This is a genomic window from Martinezella miluonensis (genome assembly GCF_900094545.1).
GTDB lineage: Bacteria > Pseudomonadota > Alphaproteobacteria > Rhizobiales > Rhizobiaceae > Rhizobium > Rhizobium miluonense.
Genome location: NZ_FMAH01000005.1, coordinates 159,017 through 185,094 on the forward strand (window position 1 = coordinate 159,017; position 26,078 = coordinate 185,094).

A 26,078-nucleotide genomic window follows, 5' to 3' on the forward strand; every position below is an offset into this window, starting at 1 on the left:
ATGCGCATGTGCGAATTGTTCATCAAGGCCGATGCCAAGCTCTGGGAAAGCACGACGCGGTCGCTCCGCATCGACGGCATGGTGACCAGCGTCAGATTGGAGAATTTCTTCTGGTCGAAACTGGAGGAAATCGCACGGCGTGACGGCATGAACGTGGTGCAGCTGATTACCAGGCTGCACCATGAATCAATCGATGCCGGCCACGATCTCGGCAACTTCACGTCTTTCCTGAGGGTCTGCTGCGCGCGCTATCTCGACCTTCAGCTTGCAGGCGACGTTTCGACCGATCTCTCCCAGCCTATCGCCGGCGTCGATGCTCCTGCCATCCTGGGGCGGGAACGTCTGAAATATCATTGACTGTGCTTGTCCTTCGCCGCGCCCCACGCGGCGGAGGCCGCTCTATCTCCAGTCAGGCAATCGGAGAGTTTGTGCGACAGCCGGGGTGTGATTGGACAACGATCTCTAAAGCTTGGCAAAGGCCACACTTCTCCAGATCCATCCGGCCTCCAGCGTTGTTTTCTGCAGCGGCGTCTTGATGGCGGCTGTGTCGAAGGCATAGTCGTAGATTAAGCCAAAGGATCCATCCTCGCGGAAACCATAAGACTTCTCGAAGCTCTTTTCCGCCGTTTGGCCGCGAAAAGCTGATGCCACCAGAGCAATTGTTGGAATGCCCGCACGCCATTCGACCGACCATTCCTGGTCAACGGAGCGGACCTCTCCCTTTTGCTCATCAAACCGCATCAATACCTTGAAGAGCCGTTTGATGCCGGCTTTCGCAAAGAACTCGTACCATCGCGCATCGACGATCTTCCACTCCGCAACAAGGTCCACGCCTTCGGCCGCACCGTCGCGGATGAAAAACGGCGCGGATTCCTGGTTGATCGACAGCAGGGCGTTGCGAAGTGTGTCCACCGATTGGTGCACCGCGCCCTTTGCCGGATACTTTTTGCCGGTGAACAATTCCCAAAGGCCCATTTTCGCCATCCGTGTCCATGTGAGGGAAGTCTGGCGATAGTGATACATGCGACACCATCAGCAGCAACCGCCATTTTTGGGGACATCGTTCAGCGCCGGCGGGATGGCGGGCAGGGTCGTCTTTCCACGGTAAAAATACAACCATAAAGGAGCCTGTTTTCGCCGGGGTATCCTTGGTTATTCTATGTTTAACAAGCCTATGGTGGGGGTTCGGATAATGACTATCGCGTGAGGCGTATCTGCTTAGCGCAACGCTTCCATGAGGTGCAAATCGATAGGAATGACGACGAAGAGGGCGATGCTCAGGCGGCCCATCAAGCGATTGTTGGACCAGATGATATCGGCCTCTACGGCCTCCTACCCTTCAAATAGTTTGGCTCGCGACTATTGGCTGAAGCCTGCCGGATACGGGTAGGCGATCACTGATAAGCCGGGCTGCAGCCTCCGCTGCGGTCTCCATATAGCTCGGGTCGCGATGCAGCAGCACGACTGCAAACGAGCCGTCGAGGAGCAGCATGATCTGCCGGGCGAGCGGTGCGGCATCGTTGTCTGCTCCTGCTTCCATGAAGATCGTTGAGAGCCAATCCTCGACGCGCTTCTTGTGGGCGCGGGCGACAATCAAAGCCGGATGGCCGGGAAGATTAATCAGCTCGACCGATGTGCGCAGAAAGCCGCAGCCTTTCCATTTGGCAATGCGGGCGGAGTGGGCGAGATGGCGAAAGATGCCGCCGACTTTCTCGGCAATATCGCCTTCCGCCTCGTTGAACCAGCGCTTGAAGAGCGCGAGGTTCGGCTCGTCGCGCGCCTGCAGATGGGCGGCGATCAAGTCGTCCTTGCTGCGGAAATGATAGTAGAGGGTGCGCTTGGTCACCCCAGCCTTTTCTGCGATCGCATCGACGCTGACCGTCCGGATGCCGTCTTGTTGGAACAGTTTTCCGGCAGCCTGAAGAATACGGTCGCGCGTCGGCAGGGGCTTGTCTTTCATGGCTCAAAGTATACCGGGTAGTGAATATACACAACGCCGCAATCATCCCATCTTACGGGCCATGAGCCAGCAACCACTCTCATCCTCGAACGCAAACAATCTGCCGATTTCCATTCGCTGTCAGGATGGCGTCGTTCTGGGCGGTCATCTTTGGCTTGCGGAGGCGAAGAAGCCGGAAGGCAGCGTCATCATCAATCCGGCAACGGGCGTCCTTGCGCGCTACTATCATCGTTACGCGCAATTTCTGGCGCGACATGGATTTGATGTTCTGACCTTCGACTATCGCGGCATCGGCCAATCACGTCCGCAGCAGCTGCGCGGCTCCCGATATCGCTGGCGGGAGTGGGGCGAGCAGGATTTCGATGCAGCGCTTCGCTGGATGACGGCCGACCGGCGCAACGGCCCTCTCATGGTGGTCGGTCACAGCATCGGCGGCTTCCTGCCGGGACTGGCCGAAAACGCTGGGAAGATCGACAGAATGCTGACGGTCGGGGCCCAATATGCCTGGTGGGGCGATTACATGCCGCGCCGGCGGCTCGGCCTCTTCGTCAAATGGCATGTCGCCATGCCCGTGATGACGGCCCTCTATGGCTATTTTCCCGGCCGTCGCCTTGGCTGGTTGGAAGACCTGCCGGCCGGCGTGGCGAACGAATGGAGCTTTCGCAGGCGCAGGTTCGAGCTTAGCCATCCGAGGGGAGAGAGGGAGGATGTGCTGCGCCGTATGGCCGCGGTCAAGGCGCCGATCCTGGCGGTTGCGGTTTCGGATGACGAACTTGGCACCGTGCCCGCCGTACGCCGTACGCTGAACTACTATACCGGCGCGCAGCGGGCAGCAGTGCTGCTGAAGCCTGAGGATTTTGGCCGTGACGCGATCGGTCATTTCGCTCTGTTCCACGACAGCCATGCGGCGGGCTTCTGGACCGACACGCTGTCGTGGCTACGCGAGGGCAGCAATCCCTGGCCGGCAGCGGCGCTGAAACCGGAAGGCTGATCGTTCGCCTTGCTGTATTCATGAAATCTGAATATAGCTCCATGCCGATTATGTCGGCTAATCGTTAGACGCCGCCTCGCATATCTTATCCGCATCGAACCCGGAACGCTCGCAGGAGCAGGAGAAATGCGATGAAGAAACGTATGCTTGGAAATAGCGGCCTTGAGGTTTCGGCCCTCGGCTTCGGCTGCATGGGTCTGAACTTCAGCTATGGCCACGCCCTGAGCAAGGATGAGGGTGTCAGGCTCGTACGCGATGCCGTCGAGCGGGGCGTCACCTTTTTCGATACCGCGGAGGTCTATGGTCCCTTCACCAACGAGGAAATCGTTGGCGAGGCTCTGCGGCCTGTTCGCGAGCAGATGGTGATCGCCACGAAATTCGGCTTCAATATCGAGAACGGCAAGATGAACGGCCTCGATAGCCGTCCAAATCATATCCGCGAAGTGGTGGATGCCTCGTTGAAGCGGCTGGGCATCGAGGTCATCGACCTCCTCTACCAGCATCGCGTCGATCCGGAAGTGCCGATCGAAGACGTAGCCGGCACGGTGAAGGATCTGATCGCGGCGGGCAAGGTGAAGCACTTCGGCCTGTCCGAGCCAGGTGCGCAGACAGTGCGTCGTGCCCATGCCGTTCAGCCGGTGACGGCTCTGCAGAATGAATATTCGCTGTGGACCCGTGGGCCTGAGAACAATGGCATCCTGCAGGCCTGTGAAGAGCTGGGCATCGGCCTCGTTGCCTACAGCCCCCTCGGCAAAGGCTTCCTGACTGGTGCGATCAGCAAGGACACGAAGATCAGCGAGAACGATTTCCGCAAGATCCTGCCGCGCTTCACGCCCGAGGCCATGGAAAAGAACCAGGCACTCGTCGATCTCCTGAAACAGATTGCCGATCGGAAGAAGGCGACGCCAGCCCAGATCGCGCTTGCTTGGCTGCTGGCGCAAAAGCCCTGGATCGTTCCGATCCCCGGCACAACCAAGCTGCATCGTCTGGAGGAGAACCTTGCATCGGCGGATGTCGAGTTGAGCCCGTCCGATCTGGCCGAAATCCAGCGCGCCGCAGCGGAGATCGCCGTCGAAGGCGAGCGCTATCCCGAGCAGCTGATGAAGACCACCGGCCTCTGAAGCCTATGGGTGAGAACTGGTGGCCGCCGATAGGCGGCCATCTTCTACGGGTAGTCTTCCGCAACGCCTTTGTGAACTGCCTCAAAGGGATGTGACGGCGTAACGCAGATGGATCACACCCTGATCCAGCGTTTCGCAGCTTTTGAGAGCGAGTTGAATTTTGCCTGCCAGCCCCTCCGTGCCGAATTCCACGAAACTCTGACTTGCGGCGCGTCCATCCAGAGCAGGCGCAATGAGCAGGCTGATTTCGTCGACGAGGCCTTCCGCAAGCAGGGATCCGTTGATGCCGGCGCCGCCCTCGAGCAGCAGCCGTTTGATGCCGAGTTCGCGTTCAAGAGTGTCGAGCATGGCATGCATGTCGGGTTGGGCTTGCGCGGAAACGATGTAGGAAATGCCATCGGCCACCAGTTCGGCCAGGTGGCTGTCGGGCACATCGCTGCCGAGAAGGACGACGATGTGATCGCCGTCGATTTCGTTCCTGGCGAAATGCAGCTTGCCGGAGGTGTCGACGGCAATTGCATAGTTGCCGGCTTGCCGATTGGCGAAGTGGGAGGGGCGATCGACCTTGCCGTGCTCACGCGGCGGATGCGGCTCGCCCTTGCTCATTTCGGCCATGGTGACGCGGCCGACCATCCAGGCGTCGCCCGCCAGCTTTTCGTGGCATGATTGGTAGAGCGCCGTCCAATCGCCGAGCTTGCCGTCGGGGCTCGCCGTCCAGCGGCTGAGGTGCAATCCGCCGTCGAGCGAGGAGATCATATGGCAGATGACATAGGGCCTCATGGTCATGCTGTCCCGAGATAGTCATCGTCGCTCACCTTCTCCATCCAGATCACCGCCGAACCGTTTTCCTTCTCGGCGATTGCGATGTGGCTCATGGCGCAATCGGGTGCCGCACCATGCCAGTGTTTTTCACCGGGCTCGAACCAGACGATATCACCGGGGCGGATCTCCTCTATTGGACCGCCCTCACGCTGGACGCGCCCCAGTCCGGAGACGACGAGGAGGGTCTGGCCGAAGGGATGGGTATGCCATGCCGTGCGCGCGCCCGGCTCGAAGGTCACCGTTCCGCCACTCAGATTGCCTCGGCCGTTGAAGGGTGCATCGATGCGAACCGTACCGGTAAAGTAGTCTTCCGGTCCCTTGGCCGAAGGTTGCGAGCCGCTTTGCTTGATGTCCATGCTCTTGAACTCCCTGATGAAAAATACGGCGCGGCGGCCGTTCTTCAGGGCAGCTTAGACTTGTCTGATTGTTGAGACTATACAATATAAATGGCATGGAACTATAGCTGAGGTTCATAAATGCAGCGCGAGGAATTGGTCGATCTGAACGCTTTTGCGGTCGTTGCCGAAGAAAAGAGCTTCACGCGCGCCGCGGCCAAGCTCGGCACGTCGCAATCGTCCCTCAGCCATACGATCCGGCGTCTTGAGGCGAGGCTCGGCGTGCGTCTGTTGACGCGGACAACCCGCAACGTCGCGCCAACCGAAGCCGGGGAGCGGCTGCTGGCGACGCTTCGGCCGGCGTTGGAAAGCATCGGCGCCGAGCTTGCCTCCTTGAGCGAATTGCGCGAGAAGCCCGCCGGCACCATCCGCATCACGACCTCGGAACACGCGGCCGTCACTGTCCTGTGGCCGGCGCTCGAAAGGCTCCTGCCGCAATATCCCGACATCCACGTCGAACTCAGTATCGATTCCGGCTTGCGGGATATCGTTGCCGATCGTTTCGATGCCGGGGTACGGCTTGGAGAGGCAATTGCCAAGGACATGATTGCTGTGAGGATCAGTCCCGATATGCGAATGATCGTCGTCGGTTCTCCAGCTTATCTTGACAGGCATCCCGCCCCGAAAACGCCGAATGATCTCGCCGAGCATAGCTGCATCAATCAGCGCTTGCTGAGTGCCGGCGGTCTCTATGCCTGGGAATTGGAAAAGGACGGGCGCGAGGTACGCGTCCGGGTAGACGGACGGCTTGTGTTTAACAATGTCGGCATGATCGTGCGGGCCGCGAAGGCGGGACTGGGCCTTGGCTTCGTCATGGACGATCACGTTGCCGAGGATCTGGCGAGCGGCCGGCTGGTGCAGGTTCTCGGCGATTGGTGCACGCCGTTCTCCGGCTATCACCTCTATTATCCAAGCCGCCGGCAACCCTCGGCAGCCTTCTCCCTGTTGGTCGATGCTTTGCGCTATCGCGGCTGATGGCGAATATCGATGCCTATGTCGATCACGAAGCGGCAGAAAGTGTCGGCGCAGCCAGTGAAAGCTGCCTGAAAAAGAGGCGATGTTGCGCCTTCCGGGCAGCCTGTTGTCGATACCAAGCTGATTGTCCGGATTCTCGAAAACTAAAATCATAAATTGCGGTCTAATTCGCTTTTCCTGCCAATATTATTTCTATACCCAGCTTACGCAGCTATGGAATCCAGGCCGGTCGGGGGACACGGAATGCTTCTTGATGATCTTACCGCGCTTGGCCGATCCGGCTTGCGTGTCAGTCCGCTTGCCCTGGGAACCATGACTTTCAGCGAAGGCCTCACTTGGCAGGCTGGTACAAACGGGCCTGCGGCCATCCTGGATCGTTATCTCGCTCTCGGCGGCAATTATCTCGACACCGGCAGAGGAGATGCAAAACCGGGGGCTCAGACGATTGTCGGCAACTACCTCGAGCGGACATCGCCCAGGCGCGAGCGGCTTGTCATCGGCGCCAAGTTCGGTGTCGATCAGCAGGGTGCCGGGCCTGGCCGCAAATCCATCATAGCAGCGTGCGAAGCGACGTTGCGACGGCTGCGCACGGATTATCTCGATCTCTTTTGGCTCGATAATTGGGATATGCAGGTCCCTCTCGACGAAATACTGTCGGGATTGAACGATCTCATACAGTCGGGAAAACTGCGCTATTTCGGTATTTCCGATGCCCCGGCCTGGAAAGTTGCGCATGCGCAGCTGATTGCGCAATTTCACGGATGGGAGCCGTTCATCGGCCTGCAGATCGAATATTCGCTGGCCGCGCGGCTGTTTGAAAGCGAGCTCATTCCGATGGCGCGTGGAATGGGGCTCGGCGTCGTCTCGCATTCGCCGCTGAATGGCGGCCTCATCAGCGGAAAATACACACGCAAGAATATCGCAAACCTCGAAACCGACCGTGCCTCGCCGTTTGCGCGGCATCCCGACGAGCAGCGTCTCGAAATCGTCGACGCCCTGATCCGTATCGCTGCCGAACTCGACACCACCACCGCCCGTGTCGCCCTTGCCTGGGCCCTGGCGCGGCCCGCCGTGTCGTCGACCATCATCGGTGTCCATACTCTTGAGCAGCTTGACGATGACCTGGGTGCGCTCGATGTTCGGCTATCGCCCGAGCAGACGGCAACGCTCGATGTGCTGACGATTCCAGTTTATTCGCTTGATCTGCCGCAGATCTTGAAAGATGCGGCGCCATCCTTCTGTGTCGACTATGCCACGATGAAGCGCAGGCTCTCCTGATTCCTTTCGGGCTTGCCTTTGCTGCGCGCGTTTCGTCTTCTCTTTTCGGCTGATCGTCCTATCTAAGCCCGCAATGGCAATAGGAGGAGCGGCATGGGTGACGGGCTGCTGCCGCCGAATGTCGATCGCAATGTAGCCTCGGAACCCGCTGCCCGGTCGAGCGGTCGTATGGTCCTGCCTGACCATGAGGCACGATTTTCTTGGAAGACCGATGCCGAGATGGGCGAAAGGCTGCATCTTTTCAGGAAGGCGATCCGCCATCATCTTGCCGCGCTTTACGGAAAGATCGAGGTGAAGGCAGCTTCTATCCGGTTCTATTCGCGTAATTGGCGGAAGAACCTGCATTCTCGGCGTCAAAAAAGCTACTTTATACTAAGGCAATAGTACTTTCTGCCCTGTAAGCTCAGGCATTGCTGCCCTATTTCCCTGTTCGTGGCCTTGGTCGAAGGCCAGCGCTTTTTTTTTGAGCAAGCTGAGGAGACAAGACAATGGATAAAAACCGTGTCGTAGGTGCCGCCAAGGAGGCAAGCGGCTCGATCAAGGAGGCCGCAGGAAAGCTGATCGGCAACGATCGGCTCCGGTTTAGAGGCACTGTCGAAAAGGTCGAAGGGAAAATCCTCGTCAAAGTCGGCAAGGCCAAGGACGCCGTCAGGAAACTGCTTCGCTGACGCCGATCAGCATGTGAATTCCCATTCCTGCGATCCCACCGAGGCTCATTAATGCTTTTCCTGCGCAAGCTTTCATCGCTGACGACATTGCCGGATAGCCGAGCGACCTGTGCTGCCATCCGCAGCCTGATTGCCTATGCCGATGGGCTCGAGGGCTCGCGCATCGACGTTACCGCGATCGAGGGTGCGATCGTGCTGTCCGGTGTGGCATCCTCCAATGGGGCGCGCGAACGGGCGCTTTGGATTGCCGGCGAGTACGCCGGAGTTCGCATTGTCAACAACATCGCCGTCCGCGCCGATCAAGAACCTTCAGGCCAGTCCGAGATCGGCGTCTAGCCGCGCAAATGCGGGCCGGACTGGTCATGGTGCTCAAACTGTCGAAGGAGACGTCATGAGAAAGATCTTTATTGTGGCCGCGGCTGTTTCCGTTGCCTTTGGTTCGGCGGCTTCCGCTGCCAGCACCCATCATCCCGCCAAGAAAGAGTCGGCGCAGGTCGCCTCCCAGCCGAAGGAACGTCTTGGAACTCTCTCCTGCGAGGTGGCAGGCGGCGTCGGCATGATCATCGGCTCCAACAAGAAGGTCAGTTGCACCTTCAAGCAACGAACCGGCAAGGTCGAGCGCTATGTTGGCTCGATCGGCAAGCTCGGTATCGATGTCGGAGTCACCGGCAAAAGCTATTTGAGCTGGCTCGTGGTCAATACCGCTCCTACGCGTGTCGGTGATGGCGCCCTCGCCGGCACCTATGTCGGAGCGTCTGCCGGTGCTTCGGTAGGTCTTGGTCTAGGCGCCAACGCCCTGGTCGGCGGCAATTCGAAGAACTATGCGCTGCAACCGCTGAGCGCAGAGGCCGGAACCGGTCTCAACGTCGCGGCCGGTGTCTCCCGGCTGGAGCTGAGTGCCGTGCGATGACAGACGATCGCCATCGGTTTTAGGCGGACATAATGCCTCCGTGCGGAAACTGCACGGAGGGCGACAGGATGATCCGGACGCGATCTGAATTATGTCGCGTCCGAATGTTTTGTGCCTTACATCAAGCGATGTCGAAGCGGTCGGCGTTCATCACCTTCGTCCAGGCCGCCACGAAGTCGTGGACGAACTTCTGTCCGGCGTCGGCCTGGCCGTAGACTTCGGCGATCGCACGCAGCTGCGAGTTGGAGCCGAAGACGAGATCGGCGCGGGTAGCGGTCCACTTGACGTCGCCCGTTGCGCGATCGCGCCCCTCGAACACGTCCTTCGCGTCGGAGACGGCCTTCCACTCCGTGCTCATGTCGAGCAGGTTTACAAAGAAGTCGTTGGTCAGCGTTTCCGGGCGCTTGGTGAAGACGCCATGCTGGGTCTGGCCGACATTGGCGTTCAGCGCACGCAGGCCGCCGATGAGGACCGTCAGTTCAGGAGCGCTCAACGTCAGCAGCTGCGCCTTGTCGATCAGCAGCTCTTCCGTGGAGACGGTGTAGGCCTGCCGCTGATAGTTGCGGAAGCCGTCGACGATCGGCTCGAGAACGGCGAATGCTTCGACATCGGTCTGCTCCTGCGACGCATCCGTACGGCCGGGAGCGAAGGGGACGACCACGTCGTGACCGGCCTTCTTTGCAGCCTGTTCGATGGCGACAGAGCCGCCGAGAACGATCAGATCGGCAAGCGATACCTGCTTGCCGCCGGTATGGGCGTCGTTGAACTTCGCCTGGATGCCTTCGAGCGTCTGGAGCACGGAAGCCAGCTGAGCCGGCTGGTTGGCCTCCCAGTCCTTCTGCGGCGCAAGACGGATGCGTGCGCCGTTGGCGCCGCCGCGCTTGTCCGAACCGCGGAAGGTCGATGCCGAAGCCCAGGCGGTGGAGACGAGCTGCGGGATGGTCAGGCCAGAGGCCGCGATCTGGCCCTTGAGTGCCGCGATATCGTTGGCGTCGATCCGAGCGTAGTCAGCATCCGGGATCGGATCCTGCCAGATGAGCTCCTCGCTCGGCACTTCCGGGCCAAGATAGCGGGCGCGTGGACCCATGTCGCGATGCGTCAGCTTGAACCAGGCGCGGGCGAAGGCGTCGGCAAACTCATCCGGATTTTCGAAGAAGTGGCGCGAGATCTTCTCGTAGGCCGGGTCGAAGCGCAGGGCAAGGTCCGTGGTCAGCATGGCTGGTGCATGGCGCTTGGACTTGTCGTGTGCATCCGGTATCGAGCCGGCGCCGGCGCCATGCTTCGGGGTCCACTGATGGGCGCCGGCCGGGCTCTTGGTCAGTTCCCAGTCATAGCCGAACAGGTTCCAGAAGAAGTTGTTGCTCCACTTGGTCGGCGTCGAGGTCCAGGTGACTTCGAGACCGCTGCCGATCGCGTCGCCGCCTTTGCCGCTGCCATAGCTGCTCTTCCAGCCGAGGCCCTGTTCTTCGATGCCGGCCGCTTCCGGTTCCGGGCCGACGAGGGCTGCGTCACCTGCGCCGTGGGTCTTGCCGAAGGTATGGCCGCCGGCGATCAGCGCGACGGTTTCCTCGTCGTTCATAGCCATGCGGGCGAAAGTCTCGCGGATGTCGCGGGCGGCGGCAAGCGGATCGGGATTGCCGTTCGGGCCTTCCGGGTTGACGTAGATGAGGCCCATCTGCACGGCTGCGAGCGGATTTTCGAGGTCACGATCGCCGGTGTAGCGCTTGTCGGCGAGCCAGGTGTCTTCCGCACCCCAATAGATATCCTCTTCAGGCTCCCACACGTCTTCACGACCGCCGCCGAAGCCGAAGGTCTTGAAGCCCATGGATTCCAGCGCGACGTTACCGGTGAGGATCAGGAGGTCGGCCCAGGAGATGCTGTTGCCGTATTTCTGCTTGATCGGCCAGAGAAGGCGGCGGGCCTTGTCGAGATTGACGTTATCCGGCCAGCTGTTGAGCGGAGCGAAGCGCTGCGTGCCGGAGGAGGCGCCACCACGGCCGTCGCCCGTACGATAGGTGCCGGCGCTGTGCCAGGCCATGCGGATGAAGAGCGGGCCATAATGGCCGAAGTCGGCCGGCCACCAATCCTGCGAATCCGTCATGAGCGCGACGAGGTCCTTTTTCAGGGCCTCAAGATCGAGCTTCTTGAACTCCTCGGCATAGTCGAAGCTCTTGTCGAGCGGGCTGGATAAGGAAGAACCCTGATGGAGAATTTTGAGGTTCAGCTGGTTCGGCCACCAGTCGCGGTTCGATCTGGCCGAGACGCTTGTGTTTCCGTGCGGAAACGGACATTTGCCTGTATTTTCAACCTTTGTATCCATGACTTTCTCCCTTGGATGCCTTGAATTGTACTGCCCGAAAAAGGGTATAGGTTCCCCTCGGGAAGCAATGTGGGATCTTTCGTTGTTCCGGCTTTCCGCAAAGCGGATCACCTTGAAACAAAACACGATTCCATGCCCGGATTTCAGATCGATCCGGGCATCGATGAATTCTCTCAGTCAAAGCTCCCAATGTGAGCTGCGTATGACATACGGCGGCATCTCACCGCTGCTGCACGCACTCTAGCCAAGCTATTCGATTAATTTAAGTTGGATTTCCTGATGGGTGCGATAAGGTGAGGTTATGATAAATCTCACCCTCAAGCAGCTGCGCTATTTCGAAGCCTTGGCAAAGCATGGCCATTTCGGACGTGCGGCCGATGTTTGCGCCATTTCTCAGCCTGCCCTCTCGATGCAGATCAAGGAACTGGAGGAGCAGCTTGGCACCGACCTCTTCGAAAGGGGCGCCCGCCAGGTCCGGCTCACCAATTTCGGCGAGGCGTTCGCCGAACGCGTCCGCGAGATTTTGCGGTCGGTCGATGAGCTGGGGGATCTCGCGCGTGCCTCCCGCAGCCAGCCGGTCGGCCGTTTGAGGATCGGCATCATCCCGACCGTCGCGCCCTATTTGCTGCCGACCATCATTGGCAATCTCACCAGCATGTATGACGGTCTCGACATTCATGTGCGGGAGACACTGACGTCGAAGCTGGTCGAGGAACTGGCCGAAGGCCGGCTCGATACGGCCATCGTCGCTCTGCCTGTATCCGAGCCGTCCCTGACGGAAGTGGCACTTTTTGCTGAGAACTTCGTGCTGGTGCGGCCAAGCGAGGACGAGGGCAAGCCGGTGCCCAATCGCGAGGCGCTGCGCGAAATGCGGCTGCTGCTTCTCGAGGAGGGGCATTGCTTTCGCGATCAGGCCCTGTCCTTCTGCAACATACAGTCGGCGCTGCCGCGGGAGCTTATGGACGGCAGCTCGCTATCGACGCTGGTGCAAATGGTCAGCGCCGGCATCGGCGTCACCTTGATCCCGGAGATGGCTGTTGCGGTTGAGACGCGATCTGCCTCGGTATCGGCGGTGCGTTTCCAAAGTCCGCAGCCTTCACGGACGATCGGCATGATCTGGCGCAAGACAAGCCCCTTGGCCAAGCAGCTCATGCGGATTTCGGAAGTCGTTCGTCAATCGGCCGAGGCGATGCGCGAGCAGCACGATTCGATCTGGCGCACACAGGATTTTGCCGTTGGCGGTCTAACGCCCCCGCCTGTGCAGGGCGGCGTCGATGATGCTTTATCGTCCGGAGATCCCTGATTGCGCCCCGGAATAGCTGCTTTCGCCGACGCGGCGTGGGAAAAAATCCGAACGAGGTTATTTCTTTTCCACAAGCGCAGAGATTTCAAACGATTAAAGTAATTTTAATCGTTTAAATTTTTTAATGCCTTGATTTACAAAGAAACTCTTCCATGTCATCCCATTATCGCATGACAATGGAGGTCGTGATGCAAGAGTTCGAAAACGTACGAAATGAGATTCCTACGTATGTGATTGATCGCCTGGAAGGCGAATGGCGGCTGATGCAGGCTCAGGACTCGCAGCTGAAGACCGGGCTGCGGACGCAGACCCGGGAAAACACAGCCCCTGCCACGACCGACCGTTTCGGATCTCTGGATAAGTGACGGGTTTCCAGGGATCGGCGTTGACCGCGCCCTGCTAGGCCGAGACTTTCAAACCGCGCTTGGCGCCACACTTCTTCCCATTACCTCGCAGCGAAATTCGGATCAGCTCTGACCATTGGTCAGGGCTGTCGTTCCGCTGCGCAGGTTTGGGCCGGCAGGAGATGTTACTGTCTTAGGCGTCGAGATAGCGCTCGGTCAGCCGCGCCCACATGGCGGCGCCGGCCGTGAGGCTTTCATCGGCGAAATCATACTTTGCGCTGTGCAGAACCGGCGAGTTGACGCCATTGCCGAGGCGCAGGAAGCTGCCGGGCTTGTGTTCCAGGAAGTAAGCGAAGTCTTCGCTGCCGGGAATGAGGTTGCATGTGGAGACCTTGTCGGCACCGACCAGCTCTTCTGCTACTGTGCGTGCCAATTCGGTTTCCTTCTCCGAATTGACGACGACCGGATACCCGCGGATGTAGTCGATATCGACGCTGGCGCCATAACCTTCGGCAACAGAGTGCGCGAGCTGGCGGATTCTTGTCTCGAGGAGTTCGCGGATCTTCGGATCGAAGGAGCGGACACTCAGCGCCATCCGGGCGCTTTCGGGGATAACGTTCGAAGCTTCGCCGGCGTGGATGGAGCCGACCGTCACGACGGCCGTCTGCGTCGGGTCGATGCTCCGGGCAACCACCGTCTGCAGGCTGACGACGAGGTTACAGGCGACCACGATAGGATCGATAGTCAGATGCGGACGCGAGGCATGGCCGCCCTTGCCCGTTATGGTAATCTCGACGGTATCGGCCGCCGCCATCAATGGTCCCGAGCGCATCAGCCAGCTGCCTTCCGGCGCGCCCGGATGATTGTGCAAGCCAAAAATCGCGTCAAAGGGAAAGCGCTCGAACAGGCCGTCCTTGATCATGGCTTGGGCACCGCTCACCGCTCCGGCTTCTTCGGCGGGCTGGAAGATCAGGTTCACCGTGCCGTTGAACCGGCGGGTGCGGGCGAGATATTCGGCAGCCCCCAAAAGCATGGTCGTGTGGCCGTCATGGCCGCAGGCATGCATCTTTCCAGGCGCCTTGCTGGCATAGGGACGGCCGGTCTGCTCGAGGATCGGCAGCGCGTCCATGTCGGCACGGATGGCGATGCTCTTCTTGCCGGCTCCAGCCGTCAGTCGTGCGACGACGCCATGGCCGCCGACATTGCGTGTCACCTCATAACCCCAGGATTCCAGCTTTTCGGCGACGAAGCGCGCGGTTTCGGCCTCCTCGAAGGAGAGCTCGGGATTGGCGTGCAGATGCTGGCGGATGCCGGTCAATTCGGCCTTCATCGGTTCGAAGTCCGACAGGCGTGCGAAGTCGTTGTCGAGGGTCATGGCCACTCCAATGGTTTGTTTGAGCCGCGCGCACTATGAATCTGGGCGCGGCGGCTCAAAATGGGATCGATACCATCGCGCTAGATGAAGCGCGACAGGAAGCTTCTGGTGCGGGGATGCTGCGGATTGCCGATCACATCTTCCGGCTTGCCCTGCTCGACGATCTTGCCGCCGTCCATGAAGACCACCCGATCGGCCGCTTCGCGGGCAAAGCCGATCTCATGAGTGACGACGATCATCGTCAAGCCTTGGCTGGCAAGGTCGCGCATGGTGGCGAGCACCTCGCCGACCAGCTCCGGGTCGAGCGCGGAGGTCGGCTCGTCGAACAGCATCAGCTTCGGCCTGATGGCCAGCGCCCTGGCGATCGCCACGCGCTGCTGCTGGCCGCCGGAAAGCTGTCGCGGATAGTTATCCGTTTTGGCCGAAAGCCCGACGCGATCGAGCAGTGTCCGCGCATTGTCCGTCGCTTGGCTGCGGCTCTCGCCATGGATGCCGATCGGCGCCTCGATGACATTCTGCAGCGCCGTCATATGCGGATAGAGATTGAACTGCTGGAACACCATGCCGATCTTGCGCCGTTGCAGCGCGATGGCGTGATTGGACAGCTTGACGAGCCGACCCTTGTTCAGCCGGTAGCCGATCTGCTCGCCGTCGACTTCGATCGATCCGCGATTGATCGACTCCAGATGATTGATGCAGCGCAGGAAAGTCGACTTCCCGGAACCGGAAGGGCCGAGGATGACGACCACTTCTCCGGGGGCGACGTCGAGGTCGATGCCTTTCAGCACCTCGAGGTGCTCGAAGGATTTGTGGACGTTGCGGGCGCGGACGAGGGGCGACAAATTGACGTTGGCGTTCATTGGCCCGCCTCCTGCGCCGGTACGAGCGCCGGCGTGTCATCCTTTGCGGGCTTAGCCGCCGCGGAGCGACGGTCGCTACGGCTGTAATGACGCTCGATGTAGCTCTGGCCGATGTTCAACACCGAGGTGATCAGCAGATACCAGATCACTGCGACCAGCAGCATCGGGACCACTTCGAAGGTGCGGTTGTAGATCGACTGCACGGAGTAGAGCAGGTCGGCCATTGCGATGACGCTGACGAGCGAGGTCGCCTTGATCATGCTGATGAGCTGGTTGCCCGTCGGCGGCACGATGGAGCGCATGGCCTGCGGGATGATGATGCGGCGCAGAGCGCGGATGCGGGTCATGCCGAATGCCTCGGCGGTTTCGAACTGGCCCCTGTCGACCGAAAGCAGGCCGCCGCGGATGATCTCGGCCATGTAAGCCGCTTCGTTGAGCGCCAGGCCGGCGATCGCTGCCGTCATCGGGCTGATGACGGAATTCGTGTCCCAGCTGGCGAAGGTCGGGCCGAAAGGGATGCCGATCGACAATGTCGGGAAGAGTGTAGAGAGATTGTACCAGAAGATCAGCTGCACGAGCAGCGGCGTGCCGCGGAAGAACCAGATGAACAGGGAAGCAAGCGAGCTTGCCAGCGTGTCCTTCGATAGCCGGGCGATCGCTAGCAATAGGCCGAGCACGATGCCGAGGGCCATGGCGACGACGGTCAGCCCAAGCGAAACATAGAGGCCGTCGATGACAACGGGGTCGAAGAAATACTGGGCGACGACATGCCAGCCGAAGTTTTCGTTATGGGCGATTGACCAGGCGCAATAGGCTGCGATCAACAGCGTTACAACCCAGGCCGCCACACGGCCCTTCGGGAACGGTGTGTGGGCATTCGCCACATCCCGCTCCGCCGCATCGCCAGATGGCGATGCGATGTTTCCGGTATTCGTGCTCATTTTGGCAATATCCCGCCAAGATTAATACCGGGTTCCTTGATCATGTTGTTCTCAAGGCCCCATTTCTTCATGATGGCGGCATAGGTGCCATTGTCCATCAGAACCTTGACGGCATCCTTGAGAATCGGTCCGAGCGGCGAGCCTTTCGGCACGACGGCGCCCTGATAGAGATCTTCGAAACCGTTCTTCTGGCCGACGCCGGTCAGCTCCAGCTGACCGTTTGCCTGCGAGACGAAATAGGTGAGCGGTGCCTGCGAGGAGAAGAAGGCGTCGGAACGCTTGGAGCGGACGGCGAGGATCGAGCTTGGCTGGTCGGTGAAGGACTGGACCTCGATCGCACCCTTGCCGCCGGTCTTGCACTTCTCGGCCTGCACCTGGATGACCTTTTCGGCCGAGCCGCCGGCCATGACGGCGATGCGCTGGCCGCAGGCGCTATCAAGCGAGGTGATGCTCTTTGGGTTGCCTTTCTGGACGGCGAAGACGACGAACTCCTGCACCCAGTCGACGAAGTCATTGGCCTCCTCGCGGCTCTTGAAATCGCCGATCGGGCCGAAGGCGAACTGATAGCGGCCAGAATTGATGCCTGCGAGAATGGCAGGCAGGCCGCTGACGCTCTCATGCTCGATCTTCACACCGAGCACCTCGCCGATCGCATCGGTCAGATCGGCGCTGGCGCCGGTCAACTTGGTACCGGTGACGATTTCATAGGGAGGGAACGAGCCGTTGTTGACTGAAATCATTTTGCCTGATGTGCGAATGGCTTCCGGCAGCTTGGCCTGCAGATCCTTGTTGATCGAAAGTTTCGGCAAGCTGGCATCCTGCGCAAAGGCCGAGCCCCACATCATCAGGCTTGCCACGGCGAGGTAGCTCATTTTCTTCAGCGACATGTTCATTCCCCTTTTTTGCTTTGTGTCTCTGATTTTTCAGTCGATGATCAGGCAGCGCTCGTCCGGCTGCCGTCGACGTCGAACGGGAAAAGTTCCTCCGGCGTCATCAGGCGCGGCAGGATACCCTGCACATGCAATTCCCCAGCGAAGTCGGCGATCATCTTGCGGTTGGCGGCAAAGCCGCTCGCATCCCAACCCTCGGGCAGCTCGGATGCCGATTTCAACAGCTCGTCGAGCATGAAAGGCGTCGTGTCGGCATATTTGCGCCGCTTGCTCAGCCAGATGCGCTGCGATTCATCGAGGAGGGCACTCAATTCGGCGACGACCCAGGGATGCTCGGCGACGATGTCAGCCTTCAATCCGATCAGGTGCATGCCTGGTACATAGCCCACATCGGCAAAATAGCGATGTTCGGCGGCGCGGAAATCCGAAAGGACCTGACGGAAACCGGAATTGCCGGCAAAATAACCATCCGGCATGAAGGGTGTGAAGATTGCGTCGAGCAGGCCTTCCTTCAGCAGATCGACCATCGGTCTCTCGCCGGGTGCTGCCTCGATCCGGCCGGGACGGCCGAAACCGTCGAGGCGATCGGTGATCGGATGGGCTTCGGTGAGGCGGCCGGCATACCACATGGCATCCTCGACGCCGACGCCTTCTCGGCGAAGTGCGGCGCGTGTCCAGGTGTTACCCGAGTCGCGCCAGCCGGTGACGCCGATGCGCTTGCCTGCCAGCTGAGCAAAGCTCGTGATCGGGCTGTTCTTCGTGGTGATGACACAGCGATGGCGGAAGCCGCGCATGATGAAGTTCGGCATGCCGACCACGCTCTCGTCGCCATCGATGCGCATCTGCGTATAGCGGCTGAACGAGGTTTCAGCTGCGTCATAGGCGTCGCTCTTGCCGACATGCGAGATCAGCGTGCCGACCCGGTCGACCTTGAGGTCGAGTTTCGGGGAGGAGACATCGCCGAGGACCAAAGGCGTAATGTAGTCCCAGTCGCGGAGGGCAAGGCGGAGAGTAAGGGGCATGAAATTCACTCGCGGGAAAACTTGTTTTCTAAGTGAGTAAATGTTCAATATGTGCCGATCAAATGTTATTACGTTATTGAACATTAAAAGTGGCGCAGGAATGAGCGGAAATCGAGACGCGGCGTGGTTTGCCGAAAAATTGAACGATCGGACAATCCGTGGCATCGCACTGGAGACGAGCGCGCTCATTCGCGCCGGCGCGCTGCCTGTTGGTACGAAGTTGCCGCCAATCCGCGATCTCGCATTCGCGCTCGGGATAAGCCCGGCGACCCTGTCCGAAGCATGGAGCGAGCTCCGGCGTCAGAAGATCATCAGCGGCCGCGGCCGGAACGGTACATGGGTCAGCGGCGATCGCTTCGTTGCCCAGCCGGCGCGGCTCGCCAGCGTCGGTGATTATGGCTACGACGCCCTGAACCTCACGGCGGCCGTTCCCGACGTTAAGCTGCTGCCGAAACTGGAAGCGGCCATGGCCTATGGCGCATCAGCCGAAAATCTCAACAGCTATGAGCGCAGCCGTATCCTGCCGGAACTGGAAGAGCAGGTCAGGACGACCTGGCCCTACGAACCGGAGGCGTTCCTGGCGACCAATGGCGGCTACAACGCCGTCTATACCCTGATCAATGCGCTCGTCATGCCGGGCGCTGCCGTTGCGATCGAAGACCCGACCGGCATGCGCCTTCTCGATATTCTCGAGGATCGTGGTGCACGCATCATTCCGGTAAAATGCGATGAGGAGGGCCCGCTGCCGTCTTCGCTGGAGGAGGCGCTGAAATATCGCCCGGTCGCTTTCATCTTTCAGCCGCGCATCCATGCCGTCACTGGTCAGAGTGTGAGCGCGGCGCGCATGGCAAGCATGGCCGAGATTCTTCGGGACAAGGACACATTGATCGTGGAGGACGATGGTATCGCCGATATCTCGACGGCGCCGCGCCATTCGATGGGACATCTCTATCCCGATCGCGTCATCCATGTCCTCTCTTACTCGAAGACGCATGGGCCGGATCTGCGGCTTGCGGTGCTGTCGAGTTCGCGGGCGATCGTCGATCAGATCCAGTCCTATCGCAGCTTCAGCTCCGGCTGGACGAGCCGAATTCTCCAGGCGGCCGTTGCCTGGTTGCTGCGGGATGAGGCAACGGCGGTATGCCTCGATCATGCCCGGCAAATCTACCGGGGGCGTCGGGCCGGCCTGATCGACGCTCTCGGCGAGCGCGGCGTGGAAGCGCGACATGGGGGCGGACTATGCGCCTGGATACCCGTATCGTCAGAGCCTTTCGCAATGGTAACGCTTGCGGCGCGGGGCATTGCCGTGCATCCCGGCGCCAAGTTTTCGATCCTGCCCAGCAGCCATTTGCGCGTCGCGACGGCCAATCTCTCGGAACGGCGCAAAGAGGTTGCGGACGCAATCGCACTGGCCGCAGTTCATACCTGAACGACGGTGCTACCGGCTCGACGCCGCGCCCGCACCTTTAGGCGCCTCCTTCCCGGGTGAGGCATATTTGACCAGGACTGTCGCGAGCTTTGCCGAGATGAGAGCGATGATGGAAATCGCAACGAGATAGATCGCGATATAGACGGGATGCGGCAGTTGCGCATCACGCATCAGGTGCCCGTAGATCTCGGTAAAGCCACGATGGCACATATAGATCGGGTAGGAGAGATAGCCGAGAAAAATGCCGAGCCGCTGCAGCTTGGCCGGCAATTCGAGCATCGTACCGGCAAGGACGACGAGCGGTGAGACCAGGATGCAGAACACCAGCGCATATTTCAGCGAGTAGGTGGGCAGAAATAGCAGGATGCAGATCGCCGCAATGGGCAGCAGGGCGGCATAGCTGTTCACCGTCCGGCCGGGCGCGGTTCGGCTTCGCAACCGATAGATGATCATTCCAAGGGTGAAAGAGAAGAAGACGCGGGCAAAGCCGCCATCCACCGATCGCCATTCCCAGCCGAGATCGAGCGATTTGTGGAAGAAAACCGAGCCGATCAGCATCGCCAGGGATACGGCGGCGATGAGGATGAGGCTTCGCGTTTTCAGCCTGAACAGCACGAGCGCGAATACGAGATTGGCCAGCAGCTCCCAAAACAGCGACCAGGCCGGGCCATTCAGCGGATAGAGCGGCCAGATATCTCCCGCCGATCGGGTCAGAAAGCTCGGGGAAGGCAGCATGAAGACGGTCGACAAAATGCTCGCACCAAGATCGGCCCGCCCGATGCCTGCTGCCTGCCAGTGCAGCAGCAACTGCACGAGACCGAAGACGCTGCCGATCAGGAAGAGCGGATAGAGGCGCGCGTAGCGTGCCTTCATGAAAGCCAGCATTGTCATGCCGCTCGCGAGCTTTTCGCCATAGGCCCTGGCGATGACGAAGCCGCTGAGCACGAAGAAGAAGTCGACAGCGATATAGGCCGAAGGAGCATAGGGCCTGTCCAAGTGATAGACGACAACGGCGAATGCCGCGAGGCCACGCATCGCATCCAGGGCGGCATATCTATGTCTTGTATTGTCAGCCGTCATGGGTTGAGACCTCGTTGGGTAACAGCGACGCTTGTGTCCTATCCGGCCGCGTGAGCACCGAAGAATTCATTTCGCAGGTTCTGATCCAACGGACGGACGCGCGAGAGATTGGCCAAGAGCTGGCGGGGGCGGCGCAGCACCGATGCATTCAGAAAATGCGTCCGGATAAGGTTGGAGGACTTACTGTGAGCGCCGCTGTGTCCGACCCGGTAGATGGCGCCGCGGAAGGGAAGCGACCCAAGCGGATGACCGGCGTCCGCAAGTATCTTGCCGATGCGCACATGGCTGCCGAGCATCGACTTGATGTAGTCGACATCGGCGTCCTCGAAGGTTGCCGGAAGCCCATAGAGGTCTGAGCGGATGATCAGCGAGGTGCCGCAGAAATTGGCAAAGTCATTGTGATGCAGCAGTAGCCGGCCGCCCTCGTTCCAGAGATAGCCGCGGTCGATCTTCCAGCCATTGGCGTTGCTGTTCCTGCCGGCAAACTCGACGATATTGGCGCTGACGAAATCATCGTCGTCGACGATCATGAAGAAGCGCGTGTCGCGGGCGGAAAGCATGCCGCTCAGCACCCGGCGCCCTTTGTCCAGCCGGAAGGCGTCATAGACCTTTTCCCGGTCGGCGCCGTTGATGTCGTGCAGCTGGTTTGGCGGAAATGAGACGCGCTCGACGGAGAATTTCGGCGGCAGGTCCGGCAGGTCGGCGCCCTCATTGGCGACGATCACGCCGCGCCAGTCGCCGTTGGACTGTCCGGAAATCGAGGCGATCGTTTGAGACAGCCGGCTTTTCAGCGAAGGCCAGTCATTGGAATTGGCCTGATGGCGAACCGGGATGATGAAAGTAACCAGTGTCATGACGCGCCCTTTTGACAGGAGGTACGGCTGTTTCGGAAGCTGAAGAGGCGTTGCCGGTTCAAGTCTTGCTTCGATCCGGCGTCCGCGACGGCTGCTATTGGGTTCTTGCGCGGCGACCCTGCAGGGTCGTGCGCACAAGAAAGAGGATCCTTTCCCTGCATAGAAGAAAGATCAGGGCCGAATAGGTGATGCCGCCGACGAGGATCTCGGTGACGAGACGGGCGGCCATGGACCAGTCGCTCAAGGCCGACGATGTTGCCAAGACTGCGACGAGCATGCCGAGATAGGCCGCGATCGGCCTCAGGAACTGGCCGAAATATTCAGGGATGCTCAGCCCGATCAAACGGGAGACCATCCACAGCGTCGCCGGCCAAAGCATCAGCACTTCGAGCATCAGCGCAAAGACGATGGTCGAGACGCCATATGGGTAGAGAACAAACACAGTCAGAATGGTGACGATGTTGCGCACCAGCTGGTAGTAGAACCACCAGTCGGATTTGCCCTGGCTGGTAATCAAGGATGCCTGGATCACGCCGATGCCGCCCATGAGGCCGATCACGCAGAAGAAGCGAACCGGCCAGATGGCCGCCGTCCAGTGAGCGCCGAAGATCAGCGGAATGGCATCGTCGGCGACGGCTGCGAGCCCCATGAAGGCGGGAAAGGATACCAGCGAGCAGCCGAAGGTCGCCATGAGGAAGGCTTCGCGGACCTTGTTCTGATCGTGCTGTAGCGACGAGAGCAGCACATGGCTCACCGAGGTCAGGCCGCCGGCAACGACATTGTTGAGCATCTCGTAGAGCCGCCGGGCAAAATTATAGATACCGAGAGCGGCAGGGCTCACCAGCATGCCGATGATCAGCTGGTCGAGGTTCATGGTCTGCAGGAAGCGGTTGCCGGAGGCGAAAATGCCGTAATGCAGCAGCTCTTTCAGGCTCGAGAGCTTGATCCGGATGCCGGGCAGCCATTTCGCGCCCCAGAAGGCCGCGATGCAGGCTGCGGCGGGTGCGGCGATCTGTGCGATCGCAAGCGCCCACAGGCCGAAGCCGGCGAAGATCAGCGACAGGCAGATGACTGCAGAGACGAAGGTGGCGATCGCGGTACGCACGGCCGCCAGATGAAAGGACATCGTCCTGCCGATCAAGGCATTGGGAACGATGATCATCATGTCGAAGAAGATCTTCAATCCGATAATCGTCAGCAGGTTGACGATCTCGTCATGGCCGACCCAGTGGGCAACGGTCGGAGACAGTGCAAACAGCGCGGCGTAGAGAATGGCGGCCGAGAAGAAGGAGAGCCAGAAGACGGTATCGAGATGGCTGCGCCGGATCGACTTCTGCTGGATCAGCGCTTCGCCGAAGGCGGTGGGGCCAAAGCCGGCGGTGAAGCTGACGACGGCGAAGGCGAGCGCAACGAGGCCGAAATCTTGCGGCAGAAGAAATCGCGACGTGACGACAAAGACGAGACTGTTGAGCGCTGTCGGGATCAGCGTGTCCAGCGCCGACCAGAATGCGCCCCTCAGCGCGGCGCGCGATCGGTTTTCGCTTAGATGCTCAAAGACGATTTCATCCGCTTCGGAAGCCAGCAATCGTATACCTCGCCTTCTGGATTTTCGACCGACGCAGGCGCTACCCGGCATCGGCCAATTGCCGCTCCGCTATCTTTCGATGGATCGGGCGGCGTTCTGGAGGCTTGATCTAGGCCAGCTCTTCGATTTGTCTAGGGACGATTGTTGCATTGCAACATTACATTGCCAAAAAGTTTCTGCGATCGAGATAAACGCGAATGCTCACCGCATCGTCACTGTGCGGCGGAGCGAACCTTGGGTGCCTCATCCCATTCGATGTCGGGCGCGAGTTCGGCGTCGTCGTCGGGCTCGTTCATGACATAGAGATAGCCGTCGAGCATATCGCAGGCGCGTTCACTGGCGCCGATCTTTGCTTCCGTTTCGCTGATTGCAGTGGCGATCGCCTTGATGCGTGCGCGCAGCATGTGGCCGACCACATCCTTGCCCGGGCGCTTTCCGAGACGGTCGAGATGAAGGCCGATGCGGTTGGAGTGACGCTCCAGCTCGCTCTTGCTGAAATGCGCCTTGCGGATCTCCTCGAGCAGAGCCGCCCGCATCTTGGCGACGGGATCGAAGGTGCCGGGCTCGCGCTCGTCGAGGACCATTTCGGTGATAAGCTTTTCGATGGCAACCAGCGCCTGAAGATCGACGGCGTCCGTCAATTCGACATCGTAGCCGGTGTCGTCGAACACTTTGCGGCGCGTGGGGTCGAGAAGCAGCTCGTAGGCCTTCTGCAATTGCGAGAAGGCATCCGTGTCCCCGCCTGAATCCGGATGTGCCGCCTTTGCCCGCTTGCGATAGGCCGCCTTGATCTGCTCTTCGCCCGCATCGCGTGCAACGCCGAGAATATCGTAGGGATCAGTCACTCCAGCTCCTGCCGCCGCTTCGTCCTGTCTCGGGGGCCAAGCCCCTCATTGTTGGTTTCACTGGCAGGCAAATAAGTCCGCCATCGGGCCGTTCCTGTCCGCCTAGGGAAATCTTTGTACCATCACAACGGCGGAGTTTGGACAAAAACTGCTTCTTGTCAAAGCCGATGCGGAGTCTTCTGTGGAGGATGGTCGCGATTGTCAAGCAACCCATCAGCGTTTCGTTTCTCGATCGCACCGGGGTGGTCAGGTGCCAAGCTGCCTCTGCCAGGGCACAAGGTGCAGGCCCACTCTTGCGGGCCGCGGCACGAAAAACCCCGCCTCCGCAAGCGGAAACGGGGCTTTTGGCTGTTATGAGCTTCGACGTCAGGCGGCCGAGAACGGCACGGCGACGAAGGTCTTGGCGCCGTCGCGCTCGATCAGGAGCAGGACGGATTTGCGGCCATCCTTACCGGCCTTGGCGACGGCCGTCTGGACGTCATGGGCGTTGCGGACCGGCTGATCGTTGACCGAGACAATGATGTCGCCGGTCTGGATGCCGGCTGCCGCGGCCGACTTGTCCGGATTGACGCTGGCAACGACGGCGCCCTCGACGCCATGCGGCAGGTTCAGCTGCTGGCGGACATCGGGCGTCAGGTTGGCGAGGCCGACACCTATGCTTGGCTGGTTGGAAGGCTGGACCTTGCCGTCACCACTGTCGTTTGCGGCCTGCTTGCTGTCGTCATTGCCGCCGATGGTGACGCTGACATCCATGCTCTTGCCGTCGCGCCACAAGGTGACGGAGCGCTTGTCGCCGGGAGCGAGATCGGCAACCAGCCGCGACAGGTCCTTCGGCGTCTTGACGGTTTCGTTGCCGACGGCGGTAACGATATCGCCGCTCTTGATGCCGGCGCGTGCTGCCGGCGTGTCGTCGTTAACGTTGGCGATGAGCGCACCCTGAGCCTGCGACAGGCCCATGGCGTTGGCGACATCGGAGGTCACCGGCTGGATCGCGACGCCGAGATAGCCGTGATCGATCGAGCCGTTCTTTTCCAGCTTTGCGACGATCGACTTGGCTTCGTCGGAGGGAATGGCGAAACCGACGCCGACGCTGCCACCATTCGGCGAATAGATGGCCGTATTGATGCCAACGACATTGCCTTCGCGATCAACCAGCGGGCCGCCGGAATTGCCGTGATTGATCGGTGCGTCGATCTGGATGAAGTCGTCATAGGGGCCGCTATGCAGGTCGCGGCCGCGAGCCGAAACGATGCCGGCGGTAACGGTCGTACCGATGCCGAAGGGGTTGCCGATCGCCAGAATCTGGTCGCCGAGCTTCAATTTGTCAGAGTCACCCCAGGCGATGGTCGCCAGCGGCTTCGGCGCCTTGATCTTTAGGACGGCAAGATCCGATTTGGCATCGGCACCCAGCAGCTTGGCGGGAACTTCGGTGCCGTCGTCGAGGGTTACCTTGATGTCAACCGCGTTCTGAACCACGTGGTTGTTGGTGACGATGATGCCGTCAGGGCTGATGATGAAGCCGGAGCCGAGCGCCATGGCGTGCTGGTTCTGCTGCTGGTGCGGCATCTGCTTCGGGAAGGGGATGCCCTGGTTTTCGAAGAATTGGCGGAACTGCTCGTCCATCGGCGAGTTGCTGCCGTCGGTGCTGGTGTCGGTCGCCTTCATGGTGGTGGTGACGGTGACGACGGCGGGCTTGTCGGCATCGACGATAGCAGCGAAAGAGCCGCCGGGCACGATGATGCCGGCAGGTTCGGCGGCAGAGGCGATGGCAGCGGAGGTACTGAAGGCAAAAGGCAATGCGCCTGCGCCGACGATGATGGCGGCGCCTACGATGGCGGCGGTGCGATGTTTGCGGAGGAGAGATGACATGGCAAAAGTCCCTTGCGAGATTGTTGGCGAATTGGCGTCTTGTCCATGTCCGGGACAGGCGTCGAATGGGGCCGCGTCAATTCGTTCGGGGAACCTTGGTTTCCCGCCTTTACTCCAGGGAAGTGAAGTATAAAAATGAATTGGCGCTGATGAACAATATGATCCGCCAATCGACTTTTACAAATTAAATATTGATCATGTTTTTATTGCAAAAATTTAAGATATTACATGAATTTAATGT

The 26,078-nt window shown here is 60.0% G+C and carries 27 protein-coding genes; 12 read left to right on the forward strand and 15 right to left on the reverse strand.

Going from position 1 to position 26,078, the window contains the following annotated elements:
- Positions 1 to 6 precede the first annotated feature (6 nt).
- The gene (locus GA0061102_RS07705) at positions 7 to 357 is read left to right on the forward strand and encodes a ribbon-helix-helix domain-containing protein (RefSeq protein ID WP_092845559.1); all 351 of its coding nucleotides are present in this window, start codon (positions 7 to 9) and stop codon (positions 355 to 357) included.
- 105 nt (positions 358 to 462) lie between these two features.
- Here GA0061102_RS07705 and GA0061102_RS07710 read toward each other — a convergent pair whose 3' ends face one another.
- Together GA0061102_RS07710 and GA0061102_RS07715 are read right to left on the reverse strand one after the other, a co-directional pair.
- Entirely contained in the window at positions 463 to 975 is a 513-nt protein-coding gene (locus GA0061102_RS07710) for a hypothetical protein (protein ID WP_092845561.1), read from the reverse strand.
- Positions 976 to 1,339: 364 nt separating this feature from the next.
- The gene (locus GA0061102_RS07715) at positions 1,340 to 1,960 is read right to left on the reverse strand and encodes a TetR/AcrR family transcriptional regulator (protein WP_092845563.1); all 621 of its coding nucleotides are present in this window, start codon (positions 1,958 to 1,960) and stop codon (positions 1,340 to 1,342) included.
- A gap of 61 nt (positions 1,961 to 2,021) precedes the next feature.
- Between GA0061102_RS07715 and GA0061102_RS07720 the strand changes: the two genes are divergently transcribed.
- Both GA0061102_RS07720 and GA0061102_RS07725 read left to right on the forward strand, forming a co-directional pair.
- Entirely contained in the window at positions 2,022 to 2,951 is a 930-nt protein-coding gene (locus tag GA0061102_RS07720) for an alpha/beta hydrolase family protein (RefSeq protein ID WP_092845565.1), read from the forward strand.
- A gap of 131 nt (positions 2,952 to 3,082) precedes the next feature.
- On the forward strand, positions 3,083 to 4,072 hold the full coding sequence (locus GA0061102_RS07725; RefSeq protein ID WP_092845566.1) for an aldo/keto reductase: 990 nt from the start codon (positions 3,083 to 3,085) through the stop codon (positions 4,070 to 4,072).
- A gap of 81 nt (positions 4,073 to 4,153) precedes the next feature.
- Here GA0061102_RS07725 and GA0061102_RS07730 read toward each other — a convergent pair whose 3' ends face one another.
- Positions 4,154 to 4,852 (reverse strand): dihydrofolate reductase family protein, encoded by a 699-nt coding sequence (locus GA0061102_RS07730; protein ID WP_092845666.1) that lies wholly within the window; start codon positions 4,850 to 4,852, stop codon positions 4,154 to 4,156.
- A 2-nt stretch (positions 4,853 to 4,854) separates the two neighbouring features.
- Complete coding sequence (locus GA0061102_RS07735; RefSeq protein ID WP_092845568.1) at positions 4,855 to 5,250, reverse strand: (R)-mandelonitrile lyase; 396 nt, start codon at positions 5,248 to 5,250, stop codon at positions 4,855 to 4,857.
- 120 nt (positions 5,251 to 5,370) lie between these two features.
- Here GA0061102_RS07735 and GA0061102_RS07740 point away from each other — a divergent pair, with 120 nt between their 5' ends.
- The 6 genes from GA0061102_RS07740 to GA0061102_RS07765 all read left to right on the forward strand — a co-directional run bounded on the left by GA0061102_RS07740 (position 5,371) and on the right by GA0061102_RS07765 (position 9,120).
- Positions 5,371 to 6,264 carry a LysR family transcriptional regulator gene (locus GA0061102_RS07740; RefSeq protein ID WP_092845570.1) on the forward strand — a complete coding sequence of 298 codons (894 nt, stop codon included), beginning with the start codon at positions 5,371 to 5,373 and terminating at the stop codon, positions 6,262 to 6,264.
- Between the two features lie 243 nt (positions 6,265 to 6,507).
- Positions 6,508 to 7,542, forward strand: a complete 1,035-nt coding sequence (locus GA0061102_RS07745; RefSeq protein ID WP_092845572.1) for an aldo/keto reductase — start codon at positions 6,508 to 6,510, stop codon at positions 7,540 to 7,542.
- A 93-nt stretch (positions 7,543 to 7,635) separates the two neighbouring features.
- On the forward strand, positions 7,636 to 7,926 hold the full coding sequence (locus GA0061102_RS07750; protein ID WP_092845574.1) for a hypothetical protein: 291 nt from the start codon (positions 7,636 to 7,638) through the stop codon (positions 7,924 to 7,926).
- 104 nt (positions 7,927 to 8,030) lie between these two features.
- Positions 8,031 to 8,210, forward strand: a complete 180-nt coding sequence (locus GA0061102_RS07755) for a CsbD family protein (RefSeq protein ID WP_092845576.1) — start codon at positions 8,031 to 8,033, stop codon at positions 8,208 to 8,210.
- A gap of 51 nt (positions 8,211 to 8,261) precedes the next feature.
- Positions 8,262 to 8,546 (forward strand): BON domain-containing protein, encoded by a 285-nt coding sequence (locus GA0061102_RS07760; RefSeq protein ID WP_092845578.1) that lies wholly within the window; start codon positions 8,262 to 8,264, stop codon positions 8,544 to 8,546.
- Positions 8,547 to 8,601: 55 nt separating this feature from the next.
- Positions 8,602 to 9,120 (forward strand): DUF992 domain-containing protein, encoded by a 519-nt coding sequence (locus GA0061102_RS07765; RefSeq protein WP_092845580.1) that lies wholly within the window; start codon positions 8,602 to 8,604, stop codon positions 9,118 to 9,120.
- Positions 9,121 to 9,241: 121 nt separating this feature from the next.
- Here GA0061102_RS07765 and katG read toward each other — a convergent pair whose 3' ends face one another.
- Positions 9,242 to 11,440, reverse strand: coding sequence for a catalase/peroxidase HPI (katG, locus tag GA0061102_RS07770; protein WP_092845582.1), 2,199 nt, complete (start codon positions 11,438 to 11,440; stop codon positions 9,242 to 9,244).
- Positions 11,441 to 11,741: 301 nt separating this feature from the next.
- On the opposite strand from katG, the gene GA0061102_RS07775 reads away from it, so the two are divergent.
- Together GA0061102_RS07775 and GA0061102_RS07780 are read left to right on the forward strand one after the other, a co-directional pair.
- Entirely contained in the window at positions 11,742 to 12,743 is a 1,002-nt protein-coding gene (locus tag GA0061102_RS07775; protein ID WP_092845584.1) for a hydrogen peroxide-inducible genes activator, read from the forward strand.
- Positions 12,744 to 12,931: 188 nt separating this feature from the next.
- The gene (locus GA0061102_RS07780) at positions 12,932 to 13,108 is read left to right on the forward strand and encodes a hypothetical protein (RefSeq protein WP_245297942.1); all 177 of its coding nucleotides are present in this window, start codon (positions 12,932 to 12,934) and stop codon (positions 13,106 to 13,108) included.
- A gap of 172 nt (positions 13,109 to 13,280) precedes the next feature.
- Here GA0061102_RS07780 and GA0061102_RS07785 read toward each other — a convergent pair whose 3' ends face one another.
- The 5 genes from GA0061102_RS07785 to GA0061102_RS07805 all read right to left on the reverse strand — a co-directional run bounded on the left by GA0061102_RS07785 (position 13,281) and on the right by GA0061102_RS07805 (position 18,175).
- Positions 13,281 to 14,462, reverse strand: a complete 1,182-nt coding sequence (locus GA0061102_RS07785) for a M20 aminoacylase family protein (RefSeq protein WP_092845588.1) — start codon at positions 14,460 to 14,462, stop codon at positions 13,281 to 13,283.
- A gap of 80 nt (positions 14,463 to 14,542) precedes the next feature.
- Complete coding sequence (locus GA0061102_RS07790) at positions 14,543 to 15,322, reverse strand: amino acid ABC transporter ATP-binding protein (RefSeq protein WP_092845590.1); 780 nt, start codon at positions 15,320 to 15,322, stop codon at positions 14,543 to 14,545.
- Positions 15,319 to 16,263 (reverse strand): amino acid ABC transporter permease, encoded by a 945-nt coding sequence (locus GA0061102_RS07795; protein WP_092845592.1) that lies wholly within the window; start codon positions 16,261 to 16,263, stop codon positions 15,319 to 15,321. The genes GA0061102_RS07790 and GA0061102_RS07795 overlap by 4 nt, the downstream gene beginning before the upstream one ends.
- Positions 16,260 to 17,150 carry an ABC transporter substrate-binding protein gene (locus GA0061102_RS07800; protein ID WP_092845668.1) on the reverse strand — a complete coding sequence of 297 codons (891 nt, stop codon included), beginning with the start codon at positions 17,148 to 17,150 and terminating at the stop codon, positions 16,260 to 16,262. The genes GA0061102_RS07795 and GA0061102_RS07800 overlap by 4 nt, the downstream gene beginning before the upstream one ends.
- A gap of 47 nt (positions 17,151 to 17,197) precedes the next feature.
- A complete protein-coding gene (locus GA0061102_RS07805) occupies positions 17,198 to 18,175 on the reverse strand; it encodes a substrate-binding domain-containing protein (protein ID WP_092845594.1) in 978 nt (325 codons plus the stop codon).
- A gap of 100 nt (positions 18,176 to 18,275) precedes the next feature.
- On the opposite strand from GA0061102_RS07805, the gene GA0061102_RS07810 reads away from it, so the two are divergent.
- A complete protein-coding gene (locus GA0061102_RS07810; RefSeq protein WP_092845596.1) occupies positions 18,276 to 19,604 on the forward strand; it encodes an aminotransferase-like domain-containing protein in 1,329 nt (442 codons plus the stop codon).
- A 9-nt stretch (positions 19,605 to 19,613) separates the two neighbouring features.
- On the opposite strand, the gene GA0061102_RS07815 is transcribed toward GA0061102_RS07810, so the two are convergent.
- The 5 genes from GA0061102_RS07815 to GA0061102_RS07835 form a co-directional block, all read right to left on the reverse strand.
- Positions 19,614 to 20,684 carry an acyltransferase family protein gene (locus tag GA0061102_RS07815; protein WP_092845598.1) on the reverse strand — a complete coding sequence of 357 codons (1,071 nt, stop codon included), beginning with the start codon at positions 20,682 to 20,684 and terminating at the stop codon, positions 19,614 to 19,616.
- A gap of 38 nt (positions 20,685 to 20,722) precedes the next feature.
- Positions 20,723 to 21,538, reverse strand: a complete 816-nt coding sequence (locus GA0061102_RS07820; protein ID WP_092845600.1) for a galactosyl transferase — start codon at positions 21,536 to 21,538, stop codon at positions 20,723 to 20,725.
- Positions 21,539 to 21,632: 94 nt separating this feature from the next.
- On the reverse strand, positions 21,633 to 23,123 hold the full coding sequence (locus tag GA0061102_RS07825; RefSeq protein ID WP_167667929.1) for a lipopolysaccharide biosynthesis protein: 1,491 nt from the start codon (positions 23,121 to 23,123) through the stop codon (positions 21,633 to 21,635).
- A 212-nt stretch (positions 23,124 to 23,335) separates the two neighbouring features.
- Positions 23,336 to 23,968 (reverse strand): J domain-containing protein, encoded by a 633-nt coding sequence (locus tag GA0061102_RS07830; protein WP_092845602.1) that lies wholly within the window; start codon positions 23,966 to 23,968, stop codon positions 23,336 to 23,338.
- Between the two features lie 366 nt (positions 23,969 to 24,334).
- Positions 24,335 to 25,837, reverse strand: coding sequence for a DegQ family serine endoprotease (locus GA0061102_RS07835; RefSeq protein ID WP_092845604.1), 1,503 nt, complete (start codon positions 25,835 to 25,837; stop codon positions 24,335 to 24,337).
- Positions 25,838 to 26,078 lie beyond the last annotated feature (241 nt).

Coding starts and splice junctions, on each gene's coding strand:
- GA0061102_RS07725 (WP_092845566.1), top strand. CDS start 3,083: ATGAAGAAACGTATGCTTGGAAATAGCGGCCTTGAGGTTTCGGCCCTC.
- GA0061102_RS07815 (WP_092845598.1), bottom strand. CDS start 20,684: ATGACGGCTGACAATACAAGACATAGATATGCCGCCCTGGATGCGATG.
- GA0061102_RS07820 (WP_092845600.1), bottom strand. CDS start 21,538: ATGACACTGGTTACTTTCATCATCCCGGTTCGCCATCAGGCCAATTCC.
- GA0061102_RS07800 (WP_092845668.1), bottom strand. CDS start 17,150: ATGTCGCTGAAGAAAATGAGCTACCTCGCCGTGGCAAGCCTGATGATG.
- GA0061102_RS07730 (WP_092845666.1), bottom strand. CDS start 4,852: ATGAGGCCCTATGTCATCTGCCATATGATCTCCTCGCTCGACGGCGGA.
- GA0061102_RS07750 (WP_092845574.1), top strand. CDS start 7,636: ATGGGTGACGGGCTGCTGCCGCCGAATGTCGATCGCAATGTAGCCTCG.
- katG (WP_092845582.1), bottom strand. CDS start 11,440: ATGGATACAAAGGTTGAAAATACAGGCAAATGTCCGTTTCCGCACGGA.
- GA0061102_RS07765 (WP_092845580.1), top strand. CDS start 8,602: ATGAGAAAGATCTTTATTGTGGCCGCGGCTGTTTCCGTTGCCTTTGGT.
- GA0061102_RS07810 (WP_092845596.1), top strand. CDS start 18,276: ATGAGCGGAAATCGAGACGCGGCGTGGTTTGCCGAAAAATTGAACGAT.
- GA0061102_RS07805 (WP_092845594.1), bottom strand. CDS start 18,175: ATGCCCCTTACTCTCCGCCTTGCCCTCCGCGACTGGGACTACATTACG.
- GA0061102_RS07835 (WP_092845604.1), bottom strand. CDS start 25,837: ATGTCATCTCTCCTCCGCAAACATCGCACCGCCGCCATCGTAGGCGCC.
- GA0061102_RS07775 (WP_092845584.1), top strand. CDS start 11,742: ATGATAAATCTCACCCTCAAGCAGCTGCGCTATTTCGAAGCCTTGGCA.
- GA0061102_RS07735 (WP_092845568.1), bottom strand. CDS start 5,250: ATGGACATCAAGCAAAGCGGCTCGCAACCTTCGGCCAAGGGACCGGAA.
- GA0061102_RS07780 (WP_245297942.1), top strand. CDS start 12,932: ATGCAAGAGTTCGAAAACGTACGAAATGAGATTCCTACGTATGTGATT.
- GA0061102_RS07740 (WP_092845570.1), top strand. CDS start 5,371: ATGCAGCGCGAGGAATTGGTCGATCTGAACGCTTTTGCGGTCGTTGCC.
- GA0061102_RS07710 (WP_092845561.1), bottom strand. CDS start 975: ATGGGCCTTTGGGAATTGTTCACCGGCAAAAAGTATCCGGCAAAGGGC.
- GA0061102_RS07745 (WP_092845572.1), top strand. CDS start 6,508: ATGCTTCTTGATGATCTTACCGCGCTTGGCCGATCCGGCTTGCGTGTC.
- GA0061102_RS07795 (WP_092845592.1), bottom strand. CDS start 16,263: ATGAGCACGAATACCGGAAACATCGCATCGCCATCTGGCGATGCGGCG.
- GA0061102_RS07790 (WP_092845590.1), bottom strand. CDS start 15,322: ATGAACGCCAACGTCAATTTGTCGCCCCTCGTCCGCGCCCGCAACGTC.
- GA0061102_RS07785 (WP_092845588.1), bottom strand. CDS start 14,462: ATGACCCTCGACAACGACTTCGCACGCCTGTCGGACTTCGAACCGATG.
- GA0061102_RS07755 (WP_092845576.1), top strand. CDS start 8,031: ATGGATAAAAACCGTGTCGTAGGTGCCGCCAAGGAGGCAAGCGGCTCG.
- GA0061102_RS07720 (WP_092845565.1), top strand. CDS start 2,022: ATGAGCCAGCAACCACTCTCATCCTCGAACGCAAACAATCTGCCGATT.
- GA0061102_RS07705 (WP_092845559.1), top strand. CDS start 7: ATGTGCGAATTGTTCATCAAGGCCGATGCCAAGCTCTGGGAAAGCACG.
- GA0061102_RS07760 (WP_092845578.1), top strand. CDS start 8,262: ATGCTTTTCCTGCGCAAGCTTTCATCGCTGACGACATTGCCGGATAGC.
- GA0061102_RS07715 (WP_092845563.1), bottom strand. CDS start 1,960: ATGAAAGACAAGCCCCTGCCGACGCGCGACCGTATTCTTCAGGCTGCC.